This is a genomic window from Streptomyces sp. NPDC048018 (assembly GCF_043202995.1).
Lineage (GTDB): Bacteria > Actinomycetota > Actinomycetes > Streptomycetales > Streptomycetaceae > Streptomyces.
In genome coordinates this window covers 93,810-117,528 of sequence record NZ_JBIDBK010000005.1, presented here as the reverse complement: position 1 = coordinate 117,528, position 23,719 = coordinate 93,810, and the positions used below count along the sequence as shown (strand labels likewise).

The 23,719-nt window shown below is 71.2% G+C and carries 26 protein-coding genes, 1 tRNA gene and 1 pseudogene; 9 read left to right on the top strand and 19 right to left on the bottom strand.

All coding sequences use genetic code 11. The features are described from left to right. Window positions 1-76 precede the first annotated feature (76 nt). Together ACGF1Z_RS20445 and ACGF1Z_RS20440 are read left to right on the top strand one after the other, a co-directional pair. A complete protein-coding gene (locus ACGF1Z_RS20445; protein WP_393005907.1) occupies window positions 77-1,612 on the top strand; it encodes an alpha/beta hydrolase in 1,536 nt (511 codons plus the stop codon). Between the two features lie 96 nt (window positions 1,613-1,708). After that, a tRNA-Thr gene (locus ACGF1Z_RS20440) sits at window positions 1,709-1,782 on the top strand. Window positions 1,783-1,828: 46 nt separating this feature from the next. Here the strand turns inward: ACGF1Z_RS20440 and ACGF1Z_RS20435 are convergent. The 12 genes from ACGF1Z_RS20435 to ACGF1Z_RS20380 form a co-directional block, all read right to left on the bottom strand. Beyond that, window positions 1,829-3,247, bottom strand: coding sequence for a tyrosine-type recombinase/integrase (locus tag ACGF1Z_RS20435; protein ID WP_393005905.1), 1,419 nt, complete (start codon window positions 3,245-3,247; stop codon window positions 1,829-1,831). A gap of 57 nt (window positions 3,248-3,304) precedes the next feature. After that, window positions 3,305-3,505: a helix-turn-helix domain-containing protein gene (locus ACGF1Z_RS20430; protein ID WP_393005903.1), complete on the bottom strand. Its 201-nt coding sequence runs from the start codon at window positions 3,503-3,505 to the stop codon at window positions 3,305-3,307. A 449-nt stretch (window positions 3,506-3,954) separates the two neighbouring features. Next, window positions 3,955-5,430 (bottom strand): ATP-binding protein, encoded by a 1,476-nt coding sequence (locus ACGF1Z_RS20425; RefSeq protein ID WP_393005901.1) that lies wholly within the window; start codon window positions 5,428-5,430, stop codon window positions 3,955-3,957. Between the two features lie 2 nt (window positions 5,431-5,432). Beyond that, window positions 5,433-6,278, bottom strand: a complete 846-nt coding sequence (locus tag ACGF1Z_RS20420) for a bifunctional DNA primase/polymerase (protein ID WP_393005899.1) — start codon at window positions 6,276-6,278, stop codon at window positions 5,433-5,435. A 303-nt stretch (window positions 6,279-6,581) separates the two neighbouring features. Beyond that, entirely contained in the window at window positions 6,582-8,702 is a 2,121-nt protein-coding gene (locus ACGF1Z_RS20415) for an FtsK/SpoIIIE domain-containing protein (RefSeq protein WP_393005897.1), read from the bottom strand. A gap of 88 nt (window positions 8,703-8,790) precedes the next feature. Next, on the bottom strand, window positions 8,791-8,994 hold the full coding sequence (locus ACGF1Z_RS20410; RefSeq protein WP_393005895.1) for a DUF6257 family protein: 204 nt from the start codon (window positions 8,992-8,994) through the stop codon (window positions 8,791-8,793). Window positions 8,995-9,069: 75 nt separating this feature from the next. After that, window positions 9,070-9,447: a DUF6251 family protein gene (locus ACGF1Z_RS20405; protein ID WP_393005893.1), complete on the bottom strand. Its 378-nt coding sequence runs from the start codon at window positions 9,445-9,447 to the stop codon at window positions 9,070-9,072. Window positions 9,448-9,467: 20 nt separating this feature from the next. Beyond that, window positions 9,468-9,806: an RRQRL motif-containing zinc-binding protein gene (locus tag ACGF1Z_RS20400; protein WP_393005891.1), complete on the bottom strand. Its 339-nt coding sequence runs from the start codon at window positions 9,804-9,806 to the stop codon at window positions 9,468-9,470. Further along, window positions 9,803-10,915, bottom strand: coding sequence for a conjugal transfer protein (locus ACGF1Z_RS20395; protein WP_393005889.1), 1,113 nt, complete (start codon window positions 10,913-10,915; stop codon window positions 9,803-9,805). The genes ACGF1Z_RS20400 and ACGF1Z_RS20395 overlap by 4 nt, the downstream gene beginning before the upstream one ends. Continuing rightward, window positions 10,912-11,178 carry a hypothetical protein gene (locus ACGF1Z_RS20390; RefSeq protein WP_393005887.1) on the bottom strand — a complete coding sequence of 89 codons (267 nt, stop codon included), beginning with the start codon at window positions 11,176-11,178 and terminating at the stop codon, window positions 10,912-10,914. The genes ACGF1Z_RS20395 and ACGF1Z_RS20390 overlap by 4 nt, the downstream gene beginning before the upstream one ends. Continuing rightward, the gene (locus ACGF1Z_RS20385) at window positions 11,178-11,477 is read right to left on the bottom strand and encodes a hypothetical protein (RefSeq protein ID WP_393005885.1); all 300 of its coding nucleotides are present in this window, start codon (window positions 11,475-11,477) and stop codon (window positions 11,178-11,180) included. The genes ACGF1Z_RS20390 and ACGF1Z_RS20385 overlap by 1 nt, the downstream gene beginning before the upstream one ends. Then, window positions 11,474-11,740 carry a DUF6284 family protein gene (locus ACGF1Z_RS20380; RefSeq protein ID WP_393005883.1) on the bottom strand — a complete coding sequence of 89 codons (267 nt, stop codon included), beginning with the start codon at window positions 11,738-11,740 and terminating at the stop codon, window positions 11,474-11,476. The genes ACGF1Z_RS20385 and ACGF1Z_RS20380 overlap by 4 nt, the downstream gene beginning before the upstream one ends. A 499-nt stretch (window positions 11,741-12,239) precedes the next feature. Between ACGF1Z_RS20380 and ACGF1Z_RS20375 the strand changes: the two genes are divergently transcribed. Continuing rightward, window positions 12,240-13,013, top strand: coding sequence for a GntR family transcriptional regulator (locus ACGF1Z_RS20375; RefSeq protein ID WP_393005881.1), 774 nt, complete (start codon window positions 12,240-12,242; stop codon window positions 13,011-13,013). Next, a complete protein-coding gene (locus ACGF1Z_RS20370) occupies window positions 13,010-13,594 on the top strand; it encodes a GNAT family N-acetyltransferase (protein ID WP_393005879.1) in 585 nt (194 codons plus the stop codon). Before ACGF1Z_RS20375 ends, ACGF1Z_RS20370 begins: the two co-directional genes overlap by 4 nt. 50 nt (window positions 13,595-13,644) lie before the next feature. Here ACGF1Z_RS20370 and ACGF1Z_RS20365 read toward each other — a convergent pair whose 3' ends face one another. After that, entirely contained in the window at window positions 13,645-14,298 is a 654-nt protein-coding gene (locus ACGF1Z_RS20365) for a hypothetical protein (protein ID WP_393005877.1), read from the bottom strand. 474 nt (window positions 14,299-14,772) lie between these two features. Continuing rightward, window positions 14,773-14,982 (bottom strand): annotated as a pseudogene (locus ACGF1Z_RS20360) (tyrosine-type recombinase/integrase); the annotation flags it as partial. 328 nt (window positions 14,983-15,310) lie between these two features. On the opposite strand from ACGF1Z_RS20360, the gene ACGF1Z_RS20355 reads away from it, so the two are divergent. Further along, on the top strand, window positions 15,311-15,502 hold the full coding sequence (locus ACGF1Z_RS20355; protein WP_393005875.1) for a CsbD family protein: 192 nt from the start codon (window positions 15,311-15,313) through the stop codon (window positions 15,500-15,502). Window positions 15,503-15,509: 7 nt separating this feature from the next. Here the strand turns inward: ACGF1Z_RS20355 and ACGF1Z_RS20350 are convergent, their stop codons facing one another. Next, window positions 15,510-15,734 carry a hypothetical protein gene (locus tag ACGF1Z_RS20350; protein ID WP_393005873.1) on the bottom strand — a complete coding sequence of 75 codons (225 nt, stop codon included), beginning with the start codon at window positions 15,732-15,734 and terminating at the stop codon, window positions 15,510-15,512. A 78-nt stretch (window positions 15,735-15,812) separates the two neighbouring features. Further along, window positions 15,813-16,601 carry a signal peptidase I gene (gene lepB / locus ACGF1Z_RS20345; RefSeq protein ID WP_393005871.1) on the bottom strand — a complete coding sequence of 263 codons (789 nt, stop codon included), beginning with the start codon at window positions 16,599-16,601 and terminating at the stop codon, window positions 15,813-15,815. 127 nt (window positions 16,602-16,728) lie between these two features. Here lepB and ACGF1Z_RS20340 point away from each other — a divergent pair, with 127 nt between their 5' ends. Together ACGF1Z_RS20340 and ACGF1Z_RS20335 are read left to right on the top strand one after the other, a co-directional pair. Continuing rightward, window positions 16,729-17,424: a pyridoxamine 5'-phosphate oxidase family protein gene (locus tag ACGF1Z_RS20340; protein ID WP_393005869.1), complete on the top strand. Its 696-nt coding sequence runs from the start codon at window positions 16,729-16,731 to the stop codon at window positions 17,422-17,424. Window positions 17,425-17,549: 125 nt separating this feature from the next. Then, window positions 17,550-17,891: a VOC family protein gene (locus ACGF1Z_RS20335; RefSeq protein WP_393005867.1), complete on the top strand. Its 342-nt coding sequence runs from the start codon at window positions 17,550-17,552 to the stop codon at window positions 17,889-17,891. Window positions 17,892-18,200: 309 nt separating this feature from the next. Here ACGF1Z_RS20335 and ACGF1Z_RS20330 read toward each other — a convergent pair whose 3' ends face one another. Both ACGF1Z_RS20330 and ACGF1Z_RS20325 read right to left on the bottom strand, forming a co-directional pair. Further along, window positions 18,201-18,983 carry a sigma factor-like helix-turn-helix DNA-binding protein gene (locus ACGF1Z_RS20330; protein WP_393005865.1) on the bottom strand — a complete coding sequence of 261 codons (783 nt, stop codon included), beginning with the start codon at window positions 18,981-18,983 and terminating at the stop codon, window positions 18,201-18,203. A 28-nt stretch (window positions 18,984-19,011) separates the two neighbouring features. Beyond that, on the bottom strand, window positions 19,012-19,401 hold the full coding sequence (locus ACGF1Z_RS20325) for a DUF6479 family protein (protein WP_393005863.1): 390 nt from the start codon (window positions 19,399-19,401) through the stop codon (window positions 19,012-19,014). Window positions 19,402-19,601: 200 nt separating this feature from the next. On the opposite strand from ACGF1Z_RS20325, the gene ACGF1Z_RS20320 reads away from it, so the two are divergent. After that, window positions 19,602-20,111: a SigE family RNA polymerase sigma factor gene (locus tag ACGF1Z_RS20320; RefSeq protein ID WP_376626650.1), complete on the top strand. Its 510-nt coding sequence runs from the start codon at window positions 19,602-19,604 to the stop codon at window positions 20,109-20,111. Between the two features lie 74 nt (window positions 20,112-20,185). Next, window positions 20,186-21,514 (top strand): hypothetical protein, encoded by a 1,329-nt coding sequence (locus ACGF1Z_RS20315; protein WP_393005861.1) that lies wholly within the window; start codon window positions 20,186-20,188, stop codon window positions 21,512-21,514. 360 nt (window positions 21,515-21,874) lie between these two features. Here the strand turns inward: ACGF1Z_RS20315 and ACGF1Z_RS20310 are convergent, their stop codons facing one another. After that, the gene (locus ACGF1Z_RS20310) at window positions 21,875-23,596 is read right to left on the bottom strand and encodes a bifunctional 3'-5' exonuclease/DNA polymerase (protein ID WP_393005859.1); all 1,722 of its coding nucleotides are present in this window, start codon (window positions 23,594-23,596) and stop codon (window positions 21,875-21,877) included. Window positions 23,597-23,719 lie beyond the last annotated feature (123 nt).

Genomic DNA, 23,719 nt, shown 5'->3' with positions numbered 1-23,719 from the left:
GCGGCCGGGGCCGGCCGGCGAATCGCCCCCACGGGCGATTGGACACGGTACGTACTGATCCCGATACGCTCCGGGGATGGACTCCAGGCGCCTCTTCCGCACCTCCACCACCGCCCTCGCGGCGGCCGGGCTGATCCTCTCGGGCTGCACGAGCGGCAGCGGCGCGGCCGCCCCCGCGCCGTCCACCGCGTCCGGGGCGCCGGCCGCCGCGCTGCAGAAGTACTACGCGCAGAAGCTGTCCTGGCGGGACTGCGGCGTCGCGAACTTCCAGTGCGCGACCGTGCGGGCCCCGCTCGACTACGCGAAGCCGGAGGGCGACCAGATCGAGCTGGCCGTCTCCCGGGCGAAGGCCACCGGCCCCGGCAAGCGGCTCGGCTCGCTGCTGGTCAACCCGGGCGGCCCCGGCGGCTCCGCCGTGGGCTATCTCCAGGGGTACGCGGGCATCGGCTACCCCGCCCCGGTCCGGGCGCGGTACGACCTCGTGGGCGTCGACCCGCGGGGCGTGGCCCGCAGCGAGCCGGTCGAGTGCCTGACGGGCCCGCAGATGGACACGTACACGCAGGCGGACGTCACGCCCGACAGCGCGGCCGAGAAGCAGGCGCTGGAAGGGGCGTACAAGGACTTCGCGGCGGCCTGCGAGAAGCGCTCGGGCAAGGTGCTGCCGCATGTCTCGACCGTGGAGGCGGCGCGGGACATGGACATCGTGCGGGCGGCCCTCGGCGACGAGAAGCTCTCGTACGTGGGCGCCTCGTACGGCACGTTCCTCGGTGCGACGTACGCCGAGCTGTTCCCGCAGCGGGTCGGACGGCTGGTCCTCGACGGGGCCATGGATCCGTCGCTGTCCGCCGAGGACCTCAACCGCGAGCAGACCGGCGGCTTCCAGACCGCGATCGAGGCCTTCGCCGCGGACTGCGTGAAGCAGAGCGACTGCCCGCTGGGCACGGCCTCCGTGCCGGCGGCCCTGGCCGAACTCCAGCGCTTCTTCCGGGAGACCGACGCCAAGCCGCTGCCGACGGGCGAGAGCCGGAAGCTGGGCGAGTCCCTCGCGACGACCGGTGTGATCACCGCCATGTACGACGAGGCCGCCTGGCCGCAGCTGCGGGAGGCGCTGGCCCAGGCCATGGGCGGCGACGGCACCTCGCTGCTCGCCCTGGCCGACAGCTACTACGAGCGGGAGCCGGACGGCTCGTACGCGAACCTGATGTTCGCCAACGCCGCCGTGAACTGCCTGGACCTCCCGCCGGCCTTCGCCGGCCCGGCGGACGTCGACGCGTCGGTGGCGTCCTTCGAGAAGGCCTCCCCGGTCTTCGGCCGCAATCTCGCCTGGGCGGCCCTGAACTGCACCTACTGGCCCACCCCGGCCACCGGCCGGCCCCACCGCATCACCGCCGAGGGCGCCGCCCCGATCGTCGTGGTCGGCACCACCCGCGACCCCGCCACCCCGTACAGGTGGGCCCAGTCCCTCGCCGACCAGCTCTCCTCCGGCACCCTCCTGACCTACGAGGGCGACGGCCACACCGCCTACGGCCGCGGCAGCGACTGCATCGACACCGCGATCAACGCCTACCTCCTGGAAGGCACCGCCCCCAAGGACGGAAAGCGCTGCTCATAGCCCCCGCGCCGCCCTCCGCCGGGGGTGGTCGGAGCACCCCCGGAAACTGTGTAGACTTGGCGACGCTGCTGCACCCACCATGGGAACGCACGGCATGCCGCCTTAGCTCAGTTGGCCAGAGCAACGCACTCGTAATGCGTAGGTCTCGGGTTCGAATCCCGAAGGCGGCTCAGATTGAACCCCAGGTCAGATCCTTCTGACCTGGGGTTTTCTGGTTCAGTGGACGCGACGGCGGAGCCGAGAGCGCGCGGCCCGTGTGTCTGTGGTCTCAGTTCTGGTCTCAGTCGCGGTTTCTGCCGGGGTCTCTGCGGGGCCCGGGGCCTGCGGCCGGAGCTGTGGGAGGAACGTGTCTCCCATCCGCCGCATGGCGTCCTTGGACTGCTCGGACCGCCCCTTCACGTACCGCCGCGTCTGGGTGACCTGGGTGTGCCGCAGGATCTCCATGATGGTCACCAGGGGAACCCCCAGCTCGTTCAGGATCGTGCCGGCGGTGTGGCGGCTCCCGTCGTAGAGGCGCCGGTCGTCGATCCCGGCCTCCTCCAGGAGTTCCTTGAACTCCTCCCAGTCCTGACGCGGGTCGAGGGGCCGGCCGTCCGGTCGCGCGAACACGACGTCGTGGTCCTCCCACAGTTCGCCGACAGCGGCCCGCTCCGCCTCTTGGAGCGCCCGGAGCTCTTTCAGCGGCGGGATGAACGGCGGTGGGATAGGCACGGGGTTCTGGCTCTTCTTCGTCTTCGGGCGGGTGAAGACCAGGCCCCCGCCCTTCCTCTCGGGGCAGGCACTCGCGTGCTTCGTGCACCCCTTCGGGCAGGGCTCCGGGCAGCCGCGCTTGTACCCCTTGTGGGTGGTGCACGGCGACGGGCATGGCTCGAACCGGTGCAGCCGCTCACCGCAGGTGTGCGGGTCCGTGCAGCCGTGCTTCCACGTCAGCCGCTGAAGCTGCCAGCGCGGGTGGAACAGCTCCGCCTCCAGGTCGACGTACTTCCAGCGCATGCCCAGGGTCTCGCCTTGGCGGAAGCCCATCCCTACGCCGACCAGCCAGCGCATGAATGTGGGGCGTTTGGCCGCTGCCTCCAGGAAGGCGCGCGCTTCGTCCTGCGTGAACGGGTTCGCCTCGGTCTCGTCCACGGTCGGCGGGTCGACCAGCGTCGCGACGTTCTCGACGATGATCCGACGGCGGTGTGCGATCTTCAGGGCGCGGGACAGGATGCGGTGCACCTTGAGCACGTGGGAGGGGGCGTGCCCCTCCTCCAGCATCGCGGCGTACATCGTCTCCAGGTGCTCTGGCTCCAGCTTGTTCAGCCGGTGCTGACCGAGGCCCGGGATGATGTCGTTGCGGGTCTTGGACCAGTAGTCGTCCAGCGAGCGCGGCTTGAGCTTCAGGCTCGCGATTGTCGTCAGGTAGGTCTCCATCCACTGGGCCACGGTCGGCACGCGCCCCGCCTTCGGCGCCCGCTGCTCGTCGCGCAGCTTCTCCAGGGCCCGGACCTTTCGGGTCACTTCGGCCTCTGTCTTGCCCGTTCGGTGGCGACGATCTGGGCTACCGTCGGACTTCAGGCCCATGGTCACGCGGCCGTGCCATCGGCCGTCGCTGCCCTCGTAGATGGACGATTCCATGTTGGGCTTGCGGGTCATCTTCGCCTTTCGTGGATGAGGGCCCCGGAGTTGCCGGGGCCCTCAGTGGGTCCTGCGTCAGTGGTTCAACGGCTTCAACTGAGCTACAAACGCGTCGAGTTCAGACAGGCGGATGCGTCGGGAGCGGCCAACCTTGACGTAAGGCAGCTCGCCGGCGGCCATTAGCTCGTAGACAGTGGACCGGCCGAAGGAGAGGTACTCGGCCGCGTCCTTGACGGTGAACAGGGCACGGTTGGTGGGCTTCACGGTGGTGGTCACTGCGTACGCCTCCTTGGCAGGGCAGTCGGCATCTGTCCGAGGTGGGGATTTCTGCGTCACTGCGTCATCAGCGTCACTTTTGGGGCCTGACCTGCGGTTTTTCGGTGACGCAGGGAGCGGCGGCCTGTGTCACTGGTGACGGAGCCGTCCGTCACGGGGTGACGCAGGTGACGAAGGGTGACGCAGAGATTGGGACTCTGCGTCACCCTTGTCCGTGCAGGTGGGAAGCGGTTTTTGGAGTCGTGGTGACGCAGGTGACGCAGGGTCTTCCTACTTAGGAAAAAGAGGGGCCTGTGTCTGTTGTTGTGCGCGCCTTCGGGCGTGAAGAAGGAGCCGCGAAGCGGCACGCCTTTTGAGCGGCGGCGAGGCCGCCGGAGAGCAAGAGGAGCACCCGGGCGCTGGGCGGGGGTGCTCTTCTTGCCTGTGCGGTCGGGCCCGCGTGGCTTGGGTCAGAACGCCTGCTGCTGCTCGTCCTGTGGCTCGGCGGGGCGGGCGATCTCGATGTAGCGGGCGCTGTTCTTGCGGCCCCAGTCGACGAGGACGCCGCGGGCGGCGAGGACGGGCTGGAGGCGCTTGAGGCGGTCGGATAGGACCTTGCCGGTGGTGGGCCAGCCCTTGGGCAGGGGCCGGAACTCTCCCTCACCGGTGTAGAGCTGGGTGAGGCCGTGCAGCCACTCAGCGGACGTCATCCGGGCCGCCGTGCCGGGCTCGATCTCGGCGGCCCGCTTGAGGACGGTCTGGGCGAGCAGGTCACCCTCGATGACGTCGTCGTTGAGGTCGTCCAGGCTCGCCCGGTAGGCGTCCAGGGCCCCGAGACTCTGGGCGGCATCCAGCTGCGCGCACAGGTGGGCGAAGTCGGCCATGCGCAGGTCGGTGGGGATGTCGGCCTGGGTGGCGCGGACCGTTACGGCCAGGTCGAGGATCGAGCCGAGGATCACGGGCAGATCCCGGGCGAACTCCGTCCACAGTTCCGCCTCGGTCCGCCGCACCCGGGGGCGTTCCAGCCGGAGCGGGAGGAGTCGTTCGGCGAGGTCGGGGCGGATGACGCCGACGTCGATGCCGGTCAGCAGCATCGGCCGGCGGTAGCGGGAGCGAACCACGTCGCCGTCCGTGAACAACGCGCGCTTGACGTACTCGGCGCCGGTGACGACGCAGCACATCAGGTCCGACATGTCCGGGCCGAGGTGGGAGAGGTTGTCCAGGCCGGTGACCCATCCAGCCGCCACGGCGGTGATCAGGTTCTCCTCGTCCTTCGGCGGCCGGCGCAGGTCGCCGCTCATGCCCTCGATGATCCGGACGAGCATCTTGCCGGCGGTGGACTTGCCCGCGCCCTGGGGGCCGGTGAGGAACGGGGCGGGGACCGGGACGTCGGGTCCCAGGCAGCCGACGAGCCAGGCGAGGGCCAGGCTCTCGGCGCGGGCGTCGGAGAAGTTGCACAGCCGCATGAGCAGGTCGATGCCCTTGCCGTTCGTGTCCTTGACCGGGAGCGGGAGTTCGCCGGTGAGCTGGGTGCGGCGCCAGCACACCTCGCGCGGGTCGGGGGTGCGGATGTCCCAGCCGGTGGGGTGGATGCGGACGGACTTGCCGTCGTCGCGTCCGAGGTCCAGCCACGTCGCCCCGTCGAAACCGGGAGCGACGCGGATGTGAACGGGCTGAACGTCCTCAGTGAGCGCGAGTGCTTCGATCAAGTCGAGTGCCTCCTTCAAGGCAGTGCCGTTGAAGACGCCGAGCCCGTCGCGGAACAGGCCGACCATGAGTTCCTGGCGATGGCTGCCCGTGGTCCCCTGGGAGCGGATGGGACGGGCGACAGGGTGCCCGTTGCGCTGGGCGTAGACGGTGCCGTCGACCGTGCGGAAGTACCGGAAGTTGGCCTGCGCGTAGGTGGTGATGACCTCGCGGGCCGGGTTCTTCTCGTCCTCGGCCACGGTCACATCCCCAGAGCCGTACGGGCGTTGGACCAGGCGTCCGTGCAGTGCCGCGGGGACTCGCCCTTGGCCTGCGCGGCGGTGAACAGGCGGGCGATGTGCGCGTCGGTCAGGCACCCGCACCGGCCGTGCGCGGACAGGACCGCGAGGAACGTGCGGTAGACGGTGGTGTGGATCGCGCTGGGGGCGTCGGTGATGCGCTGTTCGGCCATGGCGATGCCGCGTTCAAGGTAGGCAGGCGAGCGGTGGGGGCACGGTCCGCCACCGGCCGGCGCAGGCACCGTGACCCGGCCCGGCCGGACAGTAGACGTCTCCTTCGAGACCAAGGCTCGTACGGCCGGGGGCAGGGGCGCCACGATGCCGGTGCCAGCACCGAGCCAGCGGGCGTAGGACATGGACGACTTGATGTCCACACCCGGCCGCACGCCGTTGGCGGACTGCATCGCACCCTGGTAGATCCAGTGCTCACCCCGCGTCGTCGCGACCGTGCGCGTCACGGGCAGGGTGGCGCGGGCCCACGTGATCGCGTCGGCGTCGTCCAGGTCGACCACGGTCACCCCGGCGGCCCCCGGGTGGTAGGCGACAGCCCCCGCGCGGCGCCAGGCGGCCTCCCACGGCCGGGAGGAGAGCACGTTGGGGTCGGTGGTGGCGGCGGCCCAAGCGTGGCAGGGACGGGGGCACTGGCAGGGTCCGGGGGTCTTCATGTTGGGCCGCCCGCCGCAGCGGTTGCCCTGGCAGTCGGGGCAGTTGCCGAAGGGGCGCTTGTCGGCGCTCAGCGGCAGGACGGGCAGGCCGCCGGTGGCCAGGGTGAGCGCGGTGTCTCGCCGGATCGGTACGGGATGGGTCATGCTGGGTGTCTCCAGTTCTCTTGGAGTTGCTGGCAGACGAGAGCGGCCCGGTCTTGGCGGACGTTGGTGGGCCGCTCTCGGCGTTCGCGGCGACCACAACCGGAATCGGTGGTCGTGGTCGGTCAGGGAGGGGCTGGCACCCCCTGCTGGATGGCTCGTGGAGGGGGTTTTCGCAGGTGGAGGCGGGATGCGTCCCTGCCTCCCTGAGAGATCATTTCCGCAGGTCAAAGCCAGGGATGCGGTCCAGGGAAGCGGTCAGGGAGTTCTCCCTGCCTCCCTGACGGTTCCGGAGGTACTTCCCTGTCACATCTGAGCGGAAGCGGAATGGCCGTCGGTGCGGTTGGCGAGGGCGCGGGAGACGCGTTCGCGGCCGACGACCATGCGGCCGTCGGACTTGTACGGCTCGGCGCCGGCGTCCTCCAGGACTCGCTTGAGGTCGCCGGGTGTCCATGTGCCGTAGGCGTCTTCGCTGAGCGCGGAGAGCCGCTTGAGGACGTCGGCCGTCAGCACCCGGGCGGTGTCGCCCAGAACGCTGAAGATGTCGGCTAGCGCGTCGCGTTCCTGACCGTGGTTGATGGCGTGCAGGGTGGGGACCCCACCCCGCAGGGCCTTGGCCCGGTTGGCGATGGCGGCGGCGGCATCGTCGTCGATGTAGTGGGTGCGGACCGTGATGGACGTCTGCCCGGCCGGAATCTTGATGCCGTCCGAGGCGACCACGACGGTGCCTTTGTCGAGGCCCTGGCGGAGCAGGTGTGGGGCGGCGCCGCCGTCGACGGCACTGTCGCCTAGGGCCATGCGGGACTGTGATTCGGTGCCGAGGACGAGGGAGATGCGGGTGTGGGCGCCCTCGCGGACGAGTTTGGGGAGGTTCTGGTCGGTGGGGTCCTGCGTGCCCTCCCACATCAGCACGTCCACGGCCCGGCCCTGGTTGTGAATCTTGCGGACGGCCATGAAGTACCGGGAGGTGGCTTTCATGCCGCCGTAGGGCCGCTTGTCGTCACCGACCGCAGGGCACATGAACGCGACCTGTGCCTCATCGACGATGCAGATCAGCGGCGGGAACTTCGTGCCGGGCGGGGCCTGGATCCGGCGTTCCATCTCCGCCACCACCGACTCGACCATCTCGGTGGCTTCGATGACGTGCTCATCGGTCGGGCCCTCGATGAGGACCGTGGCGATGCCGTCGAACATGCGCCAGTCCCCGACACCCTTGAGGTCGGCGATACGGAACTCCACGGTCTTGTCGAGCGCGAGCCACAGGGCGAGCGAGCGCAGGGCGGCGGTCTTGCCCTGGTTGGACTTGCCGGTGATCAGGAGCATGCGCTGATATGTGCTCAGCTCGGCCGCGTCGCCGCGCAGGTCCTGGCCCCATGGTGCCTTGCCGGTCTTGTAGTTCGCGGTGATGGTCTCGTCGGTGACGAGCGGGGACGGGCCGATCGGCTCGTCCAGCGCGCCGGAATCGGCGATCCACAGCCGGACGGTGCGGGCGGCCTCGGGGATGGTGATGAACAGTTCGTGCTCGTGCCGGTTCAGGTTCTCCGCGAGCTTCTTGCGCTTGTTCTGCACCTCCGCCGTCGACACCCCCGAGGGGAGGGTGACGTCGACCTCGACACCGCATCCGGCGATCCGGATCGGCCCGAGCATCGCGGCGCCGGCGTCGCCCATGTCCTTGATGGCGTTGCGTAGGGCGGGAATGCCCAGGTCCCGCAGGGCGGTGACCACGATGGACGGGGTGATCGGCGCCCCGGCGTCGCTTCCCCGCTTGCCTTCGGGCAGCGCCCACTGCGGCGCGGCACCACGCTGCCGGCCGACCGCCCACACGGCGGCGAGGGCGAGCCATGGCCCGATCACCATGGCGGGACCCCACACCACCTGGACGATGACGACGAGCAGGCGGATGAGCTTGATGACGGCCATGAGCGGGGTGACCACGTCGCTGATCTCGCCGTTGGCGATGGCGAGAGCGATGCCGATCGCGATGAGCGCTCCTATGCTGCCGCCGACGCCGAACGCGGCACCCTTCACGACCTTTTCAGGGGAGGAGAGCAGGTCCATGCGCCGCTTGTGTCGCTCCGTGCGGAAGCGGTGCAGCCGCTCCTCCCAGTCGCCCGCGGCTTCGTAGTTCCCCGCGGCTTCAGCGGCGCGGAGCATGCGTTCGTAGCGGGCGCCCGTCCGGCCGTCCCACGCCCGTCGGGTGACGATCCGGGTGCCGCCGAGGACGTAGGAGGTGTGCCGGACCATCGCGCGGCCGGCGGCGCGGGTGCGGTCGTGACGGGCCGCCCGGACGACGCTGCGACCGGCACGCTTCCACACCCGCATGGGCTGCGCGGGGTCAGGCTGAGGGACGACCGTGAGCGGCGTGGGCGGCTCGGTGGGCTGATCGGTGGTGGGGTTCTTGAACAGGGGGACGACGTTGTCGGTCATGCTGGTCTCTCCTGCTGCTCGAAAGAGTGGAGGCAGGGCCCGGGGCGGTCGGTGATGCTTGGCGGCTGTCGGCCGCCCCGGGGCACCGCTACTTCTTGGCGTTCTTCTCGGCCCGCTTGTGGGCGCGGTCGAGGATGCGATTGACGTTGCGTTCCAGGTCGGAGCGGTCGGCGTTCTCGCCCGCGAGCGATCGCTTGGCCATGCGGGCGACGTTCCACGCGATCCGCGCGTTCTCGCCGGCGGTGAGCTGGGGGTAGTTCGGGTCCGGCTGCTCGTTCTTCTTGCTGGCCACGACGGGTTCCCTTCCGGGGCCGGACTGTCCGGCTCCCCTCACCGCCCGGCAGGTGTCGGGCGGATCGGGCAGCCGTCAGCGGCGGCGCTTGCGCGTCCTGGTCAGCGTCTTGGCGGCGCTCCTGCCGTCGGCGCCGCCGACGCTGCGGACCACGCTCACCACGCCCCAGGACAGGACAGCGGCGAGGAACGCGAGCATGGCCAGGTTCGCGGCCATGGCGGTGAGTGCGCCGACGAGCAGGGGGCCGAAGTAGACCCCGGCCGCGACCGCACCGGCACCGACACCGGACCCGAGCGCGATGCGCTGCACCGTCCGGTCCGGGGGGGCCTGGTGGATGTGCTGGTGAATGACCTGCGGCGCGGCCGTCGCGTGGAGCGTGGGCAGGTGGTCGGCGTAGGTGTAGGTGCCGTCCGGGAGCTGAACCACCCGGACCGGCTCAGGAAGGTTGTTCACGGTCGTCTCCCCGCTGCCGCTCACGCGGCGGTAGAGGTGTCGGGATGGGCGCAGGGGGTGCACATGCCGAGCGACGGCGGGATGCGGTATCCCGCGTCGCGGCGGCACTCCGGGCAGACCCGGCGGGCAGCATTCGCGCGGGCCAGGGCCGCGCGCTTGGCCTCGGTCATGGGCCGGACCGGCAGGGCCCGGTCGATGCGGTAGAGGTAGGCGACGAGCGGCCCGCGCCGACGGCGGGGCCGCTCCAACTGCGCGGCGACGTCTTGACCACCGGGGCGCAGACCGCGCGCCCGGAGCTGCCGGAACGTCGCCAACCCCTCTGGGGCAAGCCGCCATGGGTAGGTGGGGATCGTGCTCACGCCGTGGCCCGCTCAGCCTTGAGGGTGTCGCGCAGCCACCGGCCGTTCACCGGAGAGGTGCGCAGTTCCTTGCGGATCCGGTCGGCCGTCAGATGCTCGATGGGCCATGACTCGGTGAGCTGCCGTGCCTCGGCCAGCAGCTCATCCTTCGTGCGGCGGGGCTGGGTCGACTTGGCCACGTCTGGCACCCGGCGGGTGATGCGACGCGGGGTCGACTGGTCGGCGGCGACCGCCCGCGCCATGGCGGGCGGGGTGGACTCTTCGTCGTCGAACAGGTCGCACGAGTCGAGTCCGGCCGGGGCGGGCGCCGGGGCGGGTACGGGCTGGTCAGAGGTAGACCGTTCCATGCTGGTCTGGGTCGATTCCTCCGCATTTGCGGGGTCGATCGACCGGGTAGACCGATCTACCTCCAGCTCCACCGTGATCCCGCCAGAGCGGGTGGGAAGCTCCGGTCCGGTCGGGGCGAGCGTGATGGCGTACATGGCGGACAGGGCCGCCTCGGCGCCGTCGGTGAGCTGGGTGCGCTGGACGTCGAGCAGCCGCTCACCGAGCGCAAGATCCCCGGAACCGACCCGCTTGGCGAGCTTCCACGACTCCAACTCCGCCCGCTTGCGCACCTGTGCGTCCGGGTGGTTGGCGGCCATGGCCCGGTGATATGCGAGAGCCTGGACGACCTCGGCCGCACGGCGCTCCGCCTCGGCGTCACGGCCGTCGCGGTAGACCACGATCCGGCGGGCCAGGAACGCGGCGCCCTCGGCGGACGCAGTCATGCCGAGAGGGGTCAGGGCGTAGATGACCACTTCCCCCGGGGTCTTGGCAGCCATGGCCGACATGGCGGACGCGGCGGCGGGAAGAGCCCACAGGCCGACCCGGATCACGAGCGGCGCGGACTGCCCCAGCAGCGTCAGGCCGAGCAGCACGACCGCGAGGACGGCGGTGGCGCCCTCGCCGGCCGCGACCGCCCCGACCGCCGTGCCCGCTCCGTAGGCGGCCTTGATGTTGGTGAAGGTGCCTGCCGCGCCGGCGCCGCCGGTAGCGAGCATCGGCACGAACGCGAGACCGAGCACGATCTTCTGCCCCCGGCTCAGCGGCTTACCGGTGGCGTTCACCGGAACCACCCCCGCTTCTTCGGCTCCTCGGTGAAGGTCGCGTAGTCACCGGGCGGGTAGACATAGACGCTCAGCGCACCCTCGGCCGCGACGGCCGCCGCACCCAGGAGAGAGATGCCGGCAGCGGCGACCGTGGAATGGTCGGCCGCGACATCGGCGAGGCCAGCCGAAACCTGCGTAGCGCGGCGCGCCAGGTTCGGCGTGCCGTCCGGGTCGGTCATGTTGCGGATCGCGTAGTCGCGGACCTTGTCGCGCAGACCCATCACGCCACCGCCCCGGTGTCGGGACGGTCCTGCTCGGCGCGCTCGAACGGGGTGTAGGTGACGGGCTTGTCGGCGGTGTGGCGGCGGATGTACGCCGTGGTGTCCTTCAGCTCTCCGGAGCCGGGGTCCTGGAGCAGGACCGAGACGGCCACCCACACGTTCGTCGCGCGGTCGATGAGCAGCCGGTTGAACTTCTCGTCGTCGCCCTCGCAGATCGACGGGACCGGCAGGTCCAGGGCATCCGCGATCGCTCCCAGCAGCGCGGCTACGTCGCCGCGCAGCTCCGTGTGCTCGCTCATGCGGCACCGCCCGCATGCGCCAGGCCGGCGCGGTTGGTCAGGTCCCGGCGGGCCGCCATGACCCGGTTACGGGCCCGGCGGATGCGCTGGTGGTCCAGCTCATTGGCCGGACGGTCGATGGTCATGATCTGCGCGTCGAGCAGGTCGACCTCCGCCAGGATCAGCGGAAGCTCCTGCTCGATCGCGTCCAGCTCCGTGTCCGACGGCTCACCGTCGAACGGGGTGGCCGTAACAGCGGCCTGAAGTGCAGCGATGGACTTCATTGGGTGTGTTCCTCTCATCCAGGAACGGCCCGAACAGAGCCCCCGGTGTTCCCGCACTGGGGGCTCACGCCGTTTGGAACCATCCGGCTCCCCTCAGCCCCGCCCGTACGAGACGGGCGGAGGAGGCAACCGGCCACAGCGGGCAGCTGCGGCGAGGCAGGTACAGCGGTGTCCCCTTCAGGTCTGCGACTCCCGTGTCAGGTAGAGCCGCCATGCCTGTGTAGGCGTATGGGGACGTGACCTTTCGGTCTAAGCCCTCCGGTTGACCAGGGATCCGGGACCCTCGGCCCGCTCTGTCCCGGGCCCCTTGTTGCGCGTGTGGCGGGCTCCCGAACCATGGGAATACCGCCGCAAGCGGGCACACTTACAGGTGTTGCACCGCTTGCTCAACTTGTTGGTACAAGCTGATGCAGTGATGCTGCACCCACGGACAGTGAGGCGTCAAGTGATCGGGGCCAACATGTACCAACAAGTTGAGCGAGTGCGTCATGATGGGCTCATGAACAAGCAGCCGAAGTACCGGCAGGTCGCGGACGCGCTCCGTCGCGACATCGACAACGACGTCTACAAGCCGGGCTCTCGCCTGCCCTCCGAGGCCGATCTGTGTACGCGCTTCGATGCCTCCAGGAACACCGTGCGCTCCGGCCTCGCCCTGCTGGTCAGCGAGGGGTTGATCTCGTCGAGCCAGGGACTTGGGTACGAGGTCCGGAAGCATGAGGTGTTCGAGCTCAACGCGTCCCGCTTCGAGAACCTGACCTTCCCGCAGAGTGGCGACGCCTACAGCACCGACGTCACCAACGCTGGCCGCCACCCCACCCAGACGTTTCGCGTCGAAGTGACCCCGGCGACCGAGTACGTGGCGGAGCGGCTCAGGGTCCTGAGGGAGTCGACCACTGTCCTCCGGTTCTGTCATCGGTTCGTGGATGACGTGCCGTGGTCGACTCAGGCCACCTACTACCCCGACTGGCTAGTGAAGGACGCTCCGCGGCTCGCGGCGCCCGGCGACATTGCTGAGGGGACGACCCGCTATCTCGCAGCTATCGGCGTGGAGCAGATCGGCTACTTCGACGAGATCGCGGCTCGGATGCCCACGCCGGATGAAGCGCGGCTACTCGACATTGGTGCCGGCGTCCCGGTGCTGCTCTGGACGCGTACCGGCTACTCGGCGGACAAGGTCATCCGCTGCACGATCACGACCTTTCGGGGCGACCTGAACCGGATGAACTACGAGATCGGCACGCTGTCCGCTCGGCAGGAGGACGAACCGCAGTGATCATCGAGCGAGCGACCGCAGACGATTTGGATGTGCTGCTCACCTTCCGCCAGGAAGCCGCGTCGTGGCTCACGGCCCTCGGTACGGACCAGTGGCAGCGTCCGTACCCGTCCGACAAGCTTCTCGCCACGATCGAGGCCGGAGTGGTGTTCATGGTCCGCGACGGGTCGGCAACGGCGGCGACGATCACGTTGACCCCGGAAGCGGAGGAAGGGCTCTGGACGGAGCAGGAACTCCAGGAGGAGTCCCGGTTCGTGAACAAGCTGACCGTGGCGCGCACGCATGGCGGGCAAGACCTCGGTGGGCGGCTGCTCGATTGGGCGGGCGACCGGGCGTATCGTTCCGGCGCCCAGTGGCTCCGGCTCGACGCGTGGACCACGAACAAGCCGCTCCAGGATTACTACCTGAGGCATGGCTTTGAGCACGTGCGGACTGTCACGGAGGGTGGAGCAGTTAACGGCGGCCCCCGTGTGTCTGGCTGGCTGGGGCAGCGCTCGGCAGCCCCCTCAGATGGCCACAACTTCACAGACCTGACTGGCTTGCCGGCTGGACCACCTTTGAGGCACCTCCGCCCCGCCTAGGTCGACGCTGGCGGGGCGGGAGTCCACCGATGGCTCTCGCCCCACAAGGGTTAAGCCGGGTACTTCATCATGAAAGCGCGCACTCCATCGATGAAGAGCCGCACCTGAGGATTGTCGTAATCGGCGTAATCGCCATGCGCAGCCTTATTGCGCAAGTCCAGCCAGGCGGTGACCTGCTTCTGCTGCAGGCCGTCGTAGACAAGAGCCTTCTTGAGGTCGGCGTTCATGGTGTCCGCCTTTTTCGGCTTGCCGGCCACCGCTGTCGTCACGCCGTTCTTCGTGCAGAGGGCTCGCACGTGCACCTCAAGGGAAGAGCCGGTGATGACGGCAGCCGCATCCTTGTAGCCCTTGGCCAGGAGCCCTTCCGCCATCTCCAAGTAGTCGCTGAACGTGTCTGCGTGGACCAGTTCTACGACCGTTGCGGCCCACCCCGCATTGAGATCGTCTCGAAGTGAGACTGCCACCCCGTAGTCGTGCTTCAAGCGAGACGTCGGCAGAAGTCCTTGGCCCCGCTTCAGTTGATGCGAGTAGACGGAGCCATCGGGGGTGAGGCGGGTCACGGCAGCTTCCAGGCGGTTGGCCAGGATCCCTGCCTCGTCCTTCGTGGCGCCGTTGTTGTACTCCCAGCCCGGACTCGCCATAAGGGCATCAGACTTGGAGATCAGATCGTCAAGCTGCCGCACCATGTCCTCAATGGCCAACATGACTCCCGAGTAACCGATTTGGGTTGTGTGAGGTTGATCATCCTACTCTCGTGTGACGGTTTCGCGCTCGTGAGATCCGGCGTACCGGCAGGGGCGAGCGGACACCAACGGTTGAGCATCCGGTCTCACTTGTGGTCTCAGACCAGGCTTGTTCCATGGGCGTCCGCTTCGGTGTGGTGAGATCCGCTGCGGTCGCTGAGCTGCACCGCAGCGCACCTGGCGGACGTCCACGGACACCCCCAGAACAAGATCGGACAACTCGTAATGCGTAGGTCTCGGGTTCGAATCCCGAAGGCGGCTCGGATCAGCCCCAGGACTCACTCGCCGTGACCTGGGGCTTTTTCATTCACCGAATGCGACGGCGGAGCCCTGAGCGAGCCGCTCGGCTGTGCGTTGCTGTGCGTCTGCTTGCCGAGGGTGAACCCTGCCCGCTGTGCGACTGAGGCAGGGTGCCGAAAGCCCGGAGTGGCCCTGTTCGGAACGCCCCTTCACGTACCGCCGGGTCTGGGCGACCCGGGTGTGCCGCAGAATCTCCACGCTGGTCACCAGCGGGACGCCCAGCTCGTTCAGGATCGTGCCGGCAGTGTGGCGGTTCCCGTCATGGAGGCGCCGGTCATCGAATCCGGCCTCGGCGAGCAGCTCCTTGAACTCCTCCCCGTCCTGTTGCGGGTCGAGCGGGCGGCCGAATGCCGAGCGTCTCGCCTTGCCGGAAGCCCGTGCCGACATCGACCGGCCACCGCACGAACGTCGGCCGCCTGGTCGCCGCCTCCAGGACGTCAGGAAGGGTAGATCAATTTCGGCCGCCACCGACGTCAACTCGCCGTCGGACAGCATGGCGTACGCGGGGAACGAGGCGACGTCGAAGTACCAGCCGTCATCGAGCGGGTAGGCGTGTCCGCGCCCGTTCCCTTCGGGGCCTCCGCTCCTCCGACGGGCTACCTCAGAAGGCGGCCGGGGGCGCCTCATGTGTTCCTGGTGAAGAGATCTGTCCATCCCGAAATGGAGGAGATTCATGTCTGGCGCGAAGGACAAGGCCAAGGGCCTGGCGAACGAGGCGGTCGGCAACGTCAAGCAGGGCGTTGGCAAGGTCACGGACCACGACAGGCTGCGGGCCGAGGGCAAGGCGCAGGAACTCAAGGGGAAGGCGCAGCAGGTCAAGGGCGACGTCCGTGACGCGGTGAGCCGAGACGACCGCGATTCCTGAGCCGGGCTCAGCAGGGGCGCCACCGCCGGTGGCGCCCCTGCTGCCTGTTCTCCTGAGCCAGCGGGTCGGGCCGGATGCCGGAGAAGGTGAGCAGAACCATGATCGCCGCCATGGGCCGTCCCGAGGTCGTCAGGTGCAGGGTCCCTGGCAGCCACGTGAGTCCGGCAAGCACAAGAAGCACCGCACCCAGCCCGGCCGCGAGGCCCGCGTGCAGTGTGAAGCTCCACCCCATGCCCCGCATGCTGCCAGAGGCATCGATCCGAGGCGCTGCCTCTTCCCGCCGGGTTTCGGCGTTCGCCGCCTGCCGGGGTCAGTTGGTCGGGGTGAGGTTCGGCTGGTCGAAGGTGTCCGGGACCGGGAGGGTGTCCCAGTGCGAGACCGGCCAGGCCACGACGACGGCGCGGCCCACGACGTCGGTCAGGGGGACCATGCCGCCGCGGGGGTCGGACTGGTGGTAGCGGGAGTCCAGGGAGCTCTGGCGGTGGTCGCCCATCACCCACAGGTGGCCGCTCGGGACCGTGACCTTGAACTGGCCCGGACCGTCCGTGCTGCAGGGGGTGTTGCCCGCGAAGACGTACGGCTCGTCGAGAGGCTTGCCGTTCACCTTCAGGGGGCCGCTGCCCTTGCACTCGACGGTGTCCCCGGCGACGCCGATGACCCGCTTGATCAGGTGCTGTTCGCCGGCCGCCGGCATCAGGCCGATGAAGCTCAGGAACTTCTGGGCGGCGTTGGGCTCCGCCACCGGGCGGCCCGCCAGCCAGTCACCGGGGTCGCGGAAGACCACGACCTCTCCCCGGTCGGGCTCCGCCCCGAACCACGGGGTGAGCTTGTCGACCAGGACGCGGTCGTCCTGCTGCAGCGTGTTCTGCATGGAGCCCGACGGGATCAGGAACGCCTGGAGCAGGAACGTTTTGATCAGAAAGGCCATCACCAGGGCGATCGCGGCCAGGAGCGGCAACTCCAGCCAGGCGGGGCGGCCGCGCTTGCCCTTGCGGCCGGCCGGCCGGGCCTCGTCGCCCTCCGGCTCCTCCCGCTCGGACCGCGCCTCGATCGCCACGTCCCCCACTTCCACTCCCCGGTCTCGTCGCACACCTGCCATGCCAAGGGACCTTATGCCCCTTGCCGCCCCGGAGGTGCCCGTCGGCCGCCGCGCACCACGTACGAGTGACCCCGGAGGGGTGGCAATAGGGTGGCGGCCAGGGTCAGGAGAACGGGGAGGGCACCGAATGGGTGAGGAGCTCGAGGTCACCGAGCGCACACGGCTGCGGCGGATGCGGGAGAAGGGGAGCCACCGGCGGGCCGATCTGGACGCCGTGCTCGCCGCCGGTTTCCTCTGTCACCTCGGGGTCGTCGTGGACGGCGCCCCGATGGTCGTGCCCACCGTGTACGGCGTCGACGGCGACCGCATCTACGTGCACGGCTCCGTCGCCAGCCGCAGCCTCGTACAGGCTCCCGACGGGGTCGTGTGCCTCAGCGTCACGCACGTCGACGGGCTCGTGCTCGCCCGCTCCGTCTTCGAGCACGGCGTGAACTACCGCAGCGCGATGATCTACGGCGTCCCGCGCGTCGTGACCGACCCCGACGAGAAGCTCCGCGGGCTGCGCGCGCTCACCGAGCAGTCCTCGCCCGGGCAGTGGGACTACGTGCGCCGCCCGAGCCGCAAGGAGCTCGCCGCGACCGGGCTCGTGGCGCTCGACCTCACCGAGGCGTCGGTGAAGGTCGCGAGCGGTCCCCCGGACGACGGGGACGGGCCGGATGCCGAACTCGGGGTGTGGGCCGGCGTGCTGCCGCTCGTCACCCGCTTCGGCGAGCCGGTGGCCGATCCGCTGCTGCCGGCCGGAATCGAACCGCCGCCCCACATCGCCGAGCGGGCCGGGCGGGTGGCCGGGGCGTCGTCGGGGGAGCCCGTCGGCACCGTGTGACCCGTTCGGGTCTGCCCGGTGCCGTCTCGGCGCGCCCCGGGCGCGGCGGGCGGGTGTCATGGCGGGGGGAGCGTTCGTCCTCTCCCCGCCGCCGGCCTGTTCGCCGCCACCCTGAGGAGCACCTCATGCCCATGAACACGGTGATCTTTCCCGTCTCGGACCTCGACCGCGGGAAGGCCCTGCTCACCGCGCTGCTCGGAACCGGGCCCAGCATCGACCAGCCGTACTACGTCGGCTTCGACGTCGACGGCCGGCACTACGGTCTCGACCCCAACGGACACGACAAGGGGCTGACCGGGGCCGTCCCCTTCTGGGACGTCGACGACCTGCGCGGCACGCTCCAGGGCCTGCTCTCCGCCGGCGCGCAGACCGTGCAGGACGTGCAGGACGTGGGCGGCGGCATGCAGATCGCCACCGTGAAGGACGCGGACGGCAACATGATCGGGATCAGGTCGGCCGCCGGTTAGCCGGTCCCTCCGCCAGGCCGCCAGGCCGTCGGGCCGTTGGGCCGCCGGGCCGCTGGGCTGTTGCGGCTGTGGGGGCTGCTGGGCCGCCGGGGCTGCTGGGCCGCGGGGCTGCTGGGGCCGCTGGGGTCGCCGGGCCTCTGGGGTCGCCGGGCCGCCAGTCGGCCGGGCCGGGGGTTCGCCGGGTCGCCAGGCCTACGTGCCTACGTGCCCGCGCGCCTGCGGCCCACGCGCGCCCCGGCGGCCTGCCCGGTGCCGGCCCGGCCGGTCCCGGCCCGGCGGTCCCGGTCGTCCGTTCGCCGTCGGTCGGGGTCACGTGGGTCCGGTGAGGGCCAGCGCGGCCAGGGTGTGCCGGTCCGCGAGGACGTCCACGGCCGTGATCCGGCCGTCCAGGACCGTGAACGCGAGGACCGCCCCCGGTCCGCCGTCCGGTGCCTGCCGCACCAGCCCCGCCGCACCGTCCACCAGCACCGGGCGGGCCTCGCGTGCCAGACCCGCCAGGCTCCGCGCCACCGCGGGCGCCCCGTGTGCGGGCTCGGTCCCGGTCCGTACGGCCTCGGAGTCGGCCCGCAGCACCACGTCCGGGTCCATGAGCGCGAGCAGCGCCTCCGTGTCGTCCGCCCGCGCGGCCGCCAGGAACGCCGTGACGACCTCCCGGAGTCGCGCCGGGTCCGGTGCGGGCATCTCCTCCGTGCCCTGCACCCTGCGCCGGGCCCGCGCGACCAGTTGGCGGGCGGCGGCGGGGGTCAGGTCGACGACGGACGCGATCTCCTCGTGGGGCACGCCGAAGGCGTCGTGCAGCACGAAGGCCAGCCGCTCCGAGGGCGGCATCGTGTCCAGGACAGCCTCTTCCCGCCCGCGTGGGTCCCCGGGCGGGGCCGGCCGGTTCGCACCGGGGCCGGGGCGGCGCCGGGACGCGCGGGAGCGCAGGCGCTCCAGGCAGACCCGGGCGACGGTGCCCAGGTCCGCCTCGGCGCCGGTCAGACGGGGACCGGCCGCCCTCAGGGCCTCGTCGGCCTCGTCGTACGAGCCGAGCAGCCGGAACGCGACCGCGCGCAGTCGCGTCCGGTGCTCCTCCACGCTCACGGTGAGCACGGCGTGGGCGTCCGTCGGTCGGGGGGCGTCAGTCGCCGTGGCCGGGGCCGCCGCTGCCGAAGCCGCCGCTGGAGATCCCGCCCCACTTGCGCTTCTCCTCGGTCGGCGGTTCCGGGTTGGGCTCGGAGCCGTCCTTCAGCTGGTACGGCATGAGCCGGTGCTCACCGTCGGTCTGCGGCATCTCCGCCGGCCGGCGGTACTCGGACATCTCGCCGGGGAGTGCGTCGGTGTCGGGCCGGTGGGGCTGACTCTCCGGGTCGGGCGGGGGCAGTTCCTTGTTCTTGAGCCGGATCCCGAACATGAAGGCGCCGATCAGGACGAGGACCACGACGAGGCCGCCCACGACCTGGGCGAGGCCGGACTGCCAGACACCGGCCGCCGTGGTGACCTGTGCCGAATCAACCAGGAAAGTGTTCATACTCCAGGATTACCCCGTTTCCGACCGTTTGTTCCTCCGGGCTGCTCCCGAAGTCCCCCCAGGCGCCTCCCGGACCGAAAAACGGGGTGAAACATTTCCCGCGGCCCATCGCGTCAGTGAGGTGGAGGCGCGAACGAGCGCCGACAGGCACCACGACGCACCGCACAAGCGAGCTCGTGACAGCGATGGAGGGGAGGGGCATGAGAACGTCCCGCGCGGACGAGTTCCTGGAGTTCGCCTCCGCCCGTACGGGGCATCTGTTCCGCTCGGCATGCCTGCTGACCAGCGGCGACACCCATCTCGCCGAGGATCTGACGCAGGAGACCCTGGGCCGGATGTACGCCCTCTGGGGACGGGCGAACCGGATCGGGAACCCCGCGGGCTACGCCCAGACCGTGCTCGTGCGGACCTTCCTCAGCCACCGGAGGCGCCGCTCGGCCACCGAGCGCCCCCTGGGGGAGCTGCCCGACCGGGCTCCCGAGACCGGCGAGGACCCGGCCCTGCGGATCGCCCTGCTCGACGCCCTCGCCGGCCTCGCGCCCAAGGACCGGGCGGTGGTGGTCCTGCGCTACTGGGAGGACCGCAGCATCGAGGAGACCGCGGACGCCCTGCACGTCAGCTCGGCCGCCGTCCGCACCCGCTCGGTGCGCGCACTGGCGAAGCTGCGGGAGCGGCTCGGCGGAAGCATCGCCGAATTCGCCGCCCGCTGACCCCCGGCCGGCGGCCCCGCCGCCCGCCGACCCGATACTTTTCCCACTCACGAACCGGAGACGGTGATCTCGGCATGCCTCGACACGGAGAGCACGGACCGCACGACGAACTCGACCCGACGGACGGATACTTCGAGGAGGAGCTCGGCGCGGTCCTGCGCCACGCCGGTGAGGGCTTCGCCGCCGACGACCGGCGCGAGCTCGTCACCGGCGGACTCGCCCGCGGCCGGCGCCGGCTGTTCCGCCGCCGCCTGGCCGTGACCGGCGGCGCCCTCGCCCTCGCCGCGATCGGTGTGGGCGGTGTCTACGGCGGCGCGGCCCTCGGCGGCGCCGGCGGCCTCGACGAGGTCTCGGTCGCGGGGCCCAAGCCGGGGACCAGCACCGATACCGCCAAGGAAAGGAAGGGCACGGCCGAGATCCCCGTCGCCGAGCTCGCCGCCGTCCTCAAGGCGAACACCCCCGCCGGGGACTGGCAGATCGACAACCTCGGCGGCACCGGTGAGGCCGTCTCCGGCATCTACGACGACGGCAAGGGCAAGGCGGCCGTGTCCGTCGGCCTCTACCGCGCCGGCAAGAGCGCGGAGACCAGCCTCGACCTGGTGACCTGCCCGGACAAGGCGGCCGTCCCGTACGACGACTGCAAGACCGCGCGGGTGCCGGGCGGGGGCCGGCTCATGGTCTTCCAGGGGTACGAGTACCCGGACAAGCGGGTCCTCACCAAGAACTGGCGGGCCGTGCTGCTGACCGCCGACGGCTTCGTCGTCGACGTGAGCGAGTACAACGCGCCGGCCGAGAAGGACGCCGAGATCAGCCGCGAGACCCCGCCCTTCGGGGCGGCCCAGCTCAAGTCGCTGGTGCTGGCCGACGGCTGGCGTCCGCTGCTCGAGAGGCTCCCCGTGCCCGTGCCCGTGCCCCCCAAGGGGAAGCCCGCCGCCGGTGACGCGGCTCCGCCGGCGGAGCCCAGCCCCGCCGCGGTCCAGGCGACCCTGCGCTCGCTGCTGCCCAAGGGGAAGGGCCTCAAGGTCGTCGACAAGGGCGGTGACCAGGGTTACGGCTACCTGGTCGTCGACGAGGGCAAGGGCGCGAGCCTCGTCGGGATCGACGTGCAGCGCGACATGAACGACGTCCGCGACCAGCTCTTCGGCTCGGGCGACGTCCAGACGCTGCCCGACGGCACCGTCGTGAAGCTGGACAAGCGGCCCGGCGAGAAGGGCGGCGAGGGCGTCGTCTGGTGGAGCGCCGACACCATGGCCGAGGACGGCTTCCGGGTCGTCGTCTCCTCCTTCAACACCGCCGCCCAGCACGAGGCCGCCACCCGCGCCGAGCCGGCGCTGACCACCGAGCAGCTGAAGGCGATCGCGCTCAGCCCCAAGTGGCGGCAGCTGAGCGAGAGCGCGCGCTGATCGCGGCACCGGTCGGGCCGGCCGGGCCGTTCCGAGTGCCCGCGCGCTGATCGCGGGGCGGCCGGGCCGCTTCGAGTGTGAGGGTCCGGGTCCCGGCGGGGACCCGGACCCTCACCGGCGCACGGCCGTCCGCCGTCGGACTGCCGGCCCGCCGGCCGTGCGGCCGCGCTGCCCCGGCCTGCCGGCCCGCCGGCCGTGCGGCTGCGCTGCCCCGGGCTTCCGGGCCGCCGGCCCCCATGCCGTCAGCCGTCGGGCTTCCGGGAGCCGTCGGGCTTTGTCCGGGGCCCGGGCTCTCGGCCCCCAAGCCGTCGGTCCGCCGTGCCCGCGTGTCGTGGCCCGCGGGCGGGAGCACGCGGGGCGTCACTTCGCGTCCGAGTACCGCTCGACGGTCGCGGTCGTGAAGGGGAAGCGCACCGGCGTCTCGCCGAACGCGATCCGTCCCGCCTCGTCGCCCGCCGCGCGGATCGCCGCCGTCACCGCCTCGGCCTCCTCCGCCGGGCAGTGCACGATCACCTCGTCGTGCTGGAAGAAGACCAGCTCGGCCCGCATCCCCGCGATGGCCCGCCGCAGGGCCGCCAGCATCAGCAGGGCCCAGTCGGCGGCACTGCCCTGGACGACGAAGTTACGGGTGAACCGGCCCCGGGCGCGGGCGTCCGTCGACGCGTAGCCCGGCACGTACCCGTCCGCCCCGCCCTCCGGGGAGCCCGGCGAGCCCCCGGCGTCCGGCGGGAGTTCGGACGGTGGGATGCCCGCCTCGCCGTCCTCGTCGGCGCCTGCCGCCCGCGGGCTGGTGCGGCCCAGCCAGGTCCGTACGAGCCGGCCCTCCTCGCCCGCCCGGGCCGCGTCGTCCACGTACGCCACCGCGCGCGGGAAGCGGCGGCGCAGCGCGGCCAGGTTCTTCAGGCCGTCGCCGCTGGTCTGGCCGTAGATCGCGCCCAGCAGCGCGATCTTGGCGTGATCGCGGTCGCCGGAGAAGGCCCGGTCGGACAGCCGGGTGTACAGGTCGTCGGGGTGCCCCGCGACCTCCATCAGGCCCGGGTCGCGCGAGATCGCTGCGAGCACCCGCGGCTCCATCTGGTCGGCGTCGGCCACCACCAGCCGCCAGCCCTCGTCGGCGACGACGGCCTGCCGTATGACCTTCGGGATCTGCAGCGCGCCACCGCCGTTGGTGGTCCAGCGGCCGCTGACCGTCCCGCCCGGCAGGTACTCGGGGCGGAAGCGCCCGTCCCGCACCCAGTCGGCGAGCCAGGACCAGCCGTGCGCGGTCCAGATCCGGTACAGCTTCTTGTACGCCACGAGCGGGGCGACCGCCGGATGGGCGATCTCCTCCAGCTCCCAGCGGCGGGTGGACCGCACCCGGATGCCGGCCTGCGCGAAGGCCTTCAGCACGTCGGCGGGCAGATCCGGTCTGACCCGGCGCCCGAAGGCGGCGGACACCTCGTCCGCCAGCTCCGCGAGGCGGCGCGGCTCGCCCCCGCCCGCGTACCGCTCGCCGAGCAGCTCGTGCAGCAGCTCCCGGTGCACGTCCGCCCGCCACGGCAGCCCGGCCCGGTGCATCTCCGCGGCGATCAGCATCCCCGCCGACTCGGCCGCCGTGAGCAGCCGCATCCGGCCGGGGTGCTCGGCCCGGTCGTGGCGGCGCTGCTGCTCCGCGTACACGGCGAGAAGCGCGTCGAAGGGGAGCGCCGTGGTGGTGGCCGCCGGCTCGAAGAGGGAGTCCTGCGTGGTCGGTTCCGCGGCTCTGAGCGGCGGGTCGGGCGGCACCGGCGCGTTCCGCAGCCGGGCCCACGCGGCCGCGGCCGAGCGGGGCTCGCCGAGCCGCCCCTCGTGGCCGAGGAGGAGCTGCTCGGCGTCCTCGATGTCGTAGCAGCGCTCCACCCGTACGCCGGCGGCGAGCAGCCGCGGATACACCTCGGAGGTGCTCCGCCACACCCAGCGGGCGGCGTCGGGCCGGGAGCGGACGGCCGCCACGAGGTCCGCCTCCCGTCGCACCTCCCCGGCGGGCAGTCCGTCGCCGCCGAGGGGGACGAGCAGCGCCCCGTCCCCCTCCGGCTCGGGCGCGAGCGCCCACCTTTCGTTCACGGGTGCGAGTCTGGCACCCCTCACTGACAAAGGGGGCTTTTGCCTCGTTTTGTCACGGTCGATGCGTTGAGGAGCGCCGACGGGCAGCGGGCAGGCGCGTCCTTCGGGCAGCCGGCAGCCGTG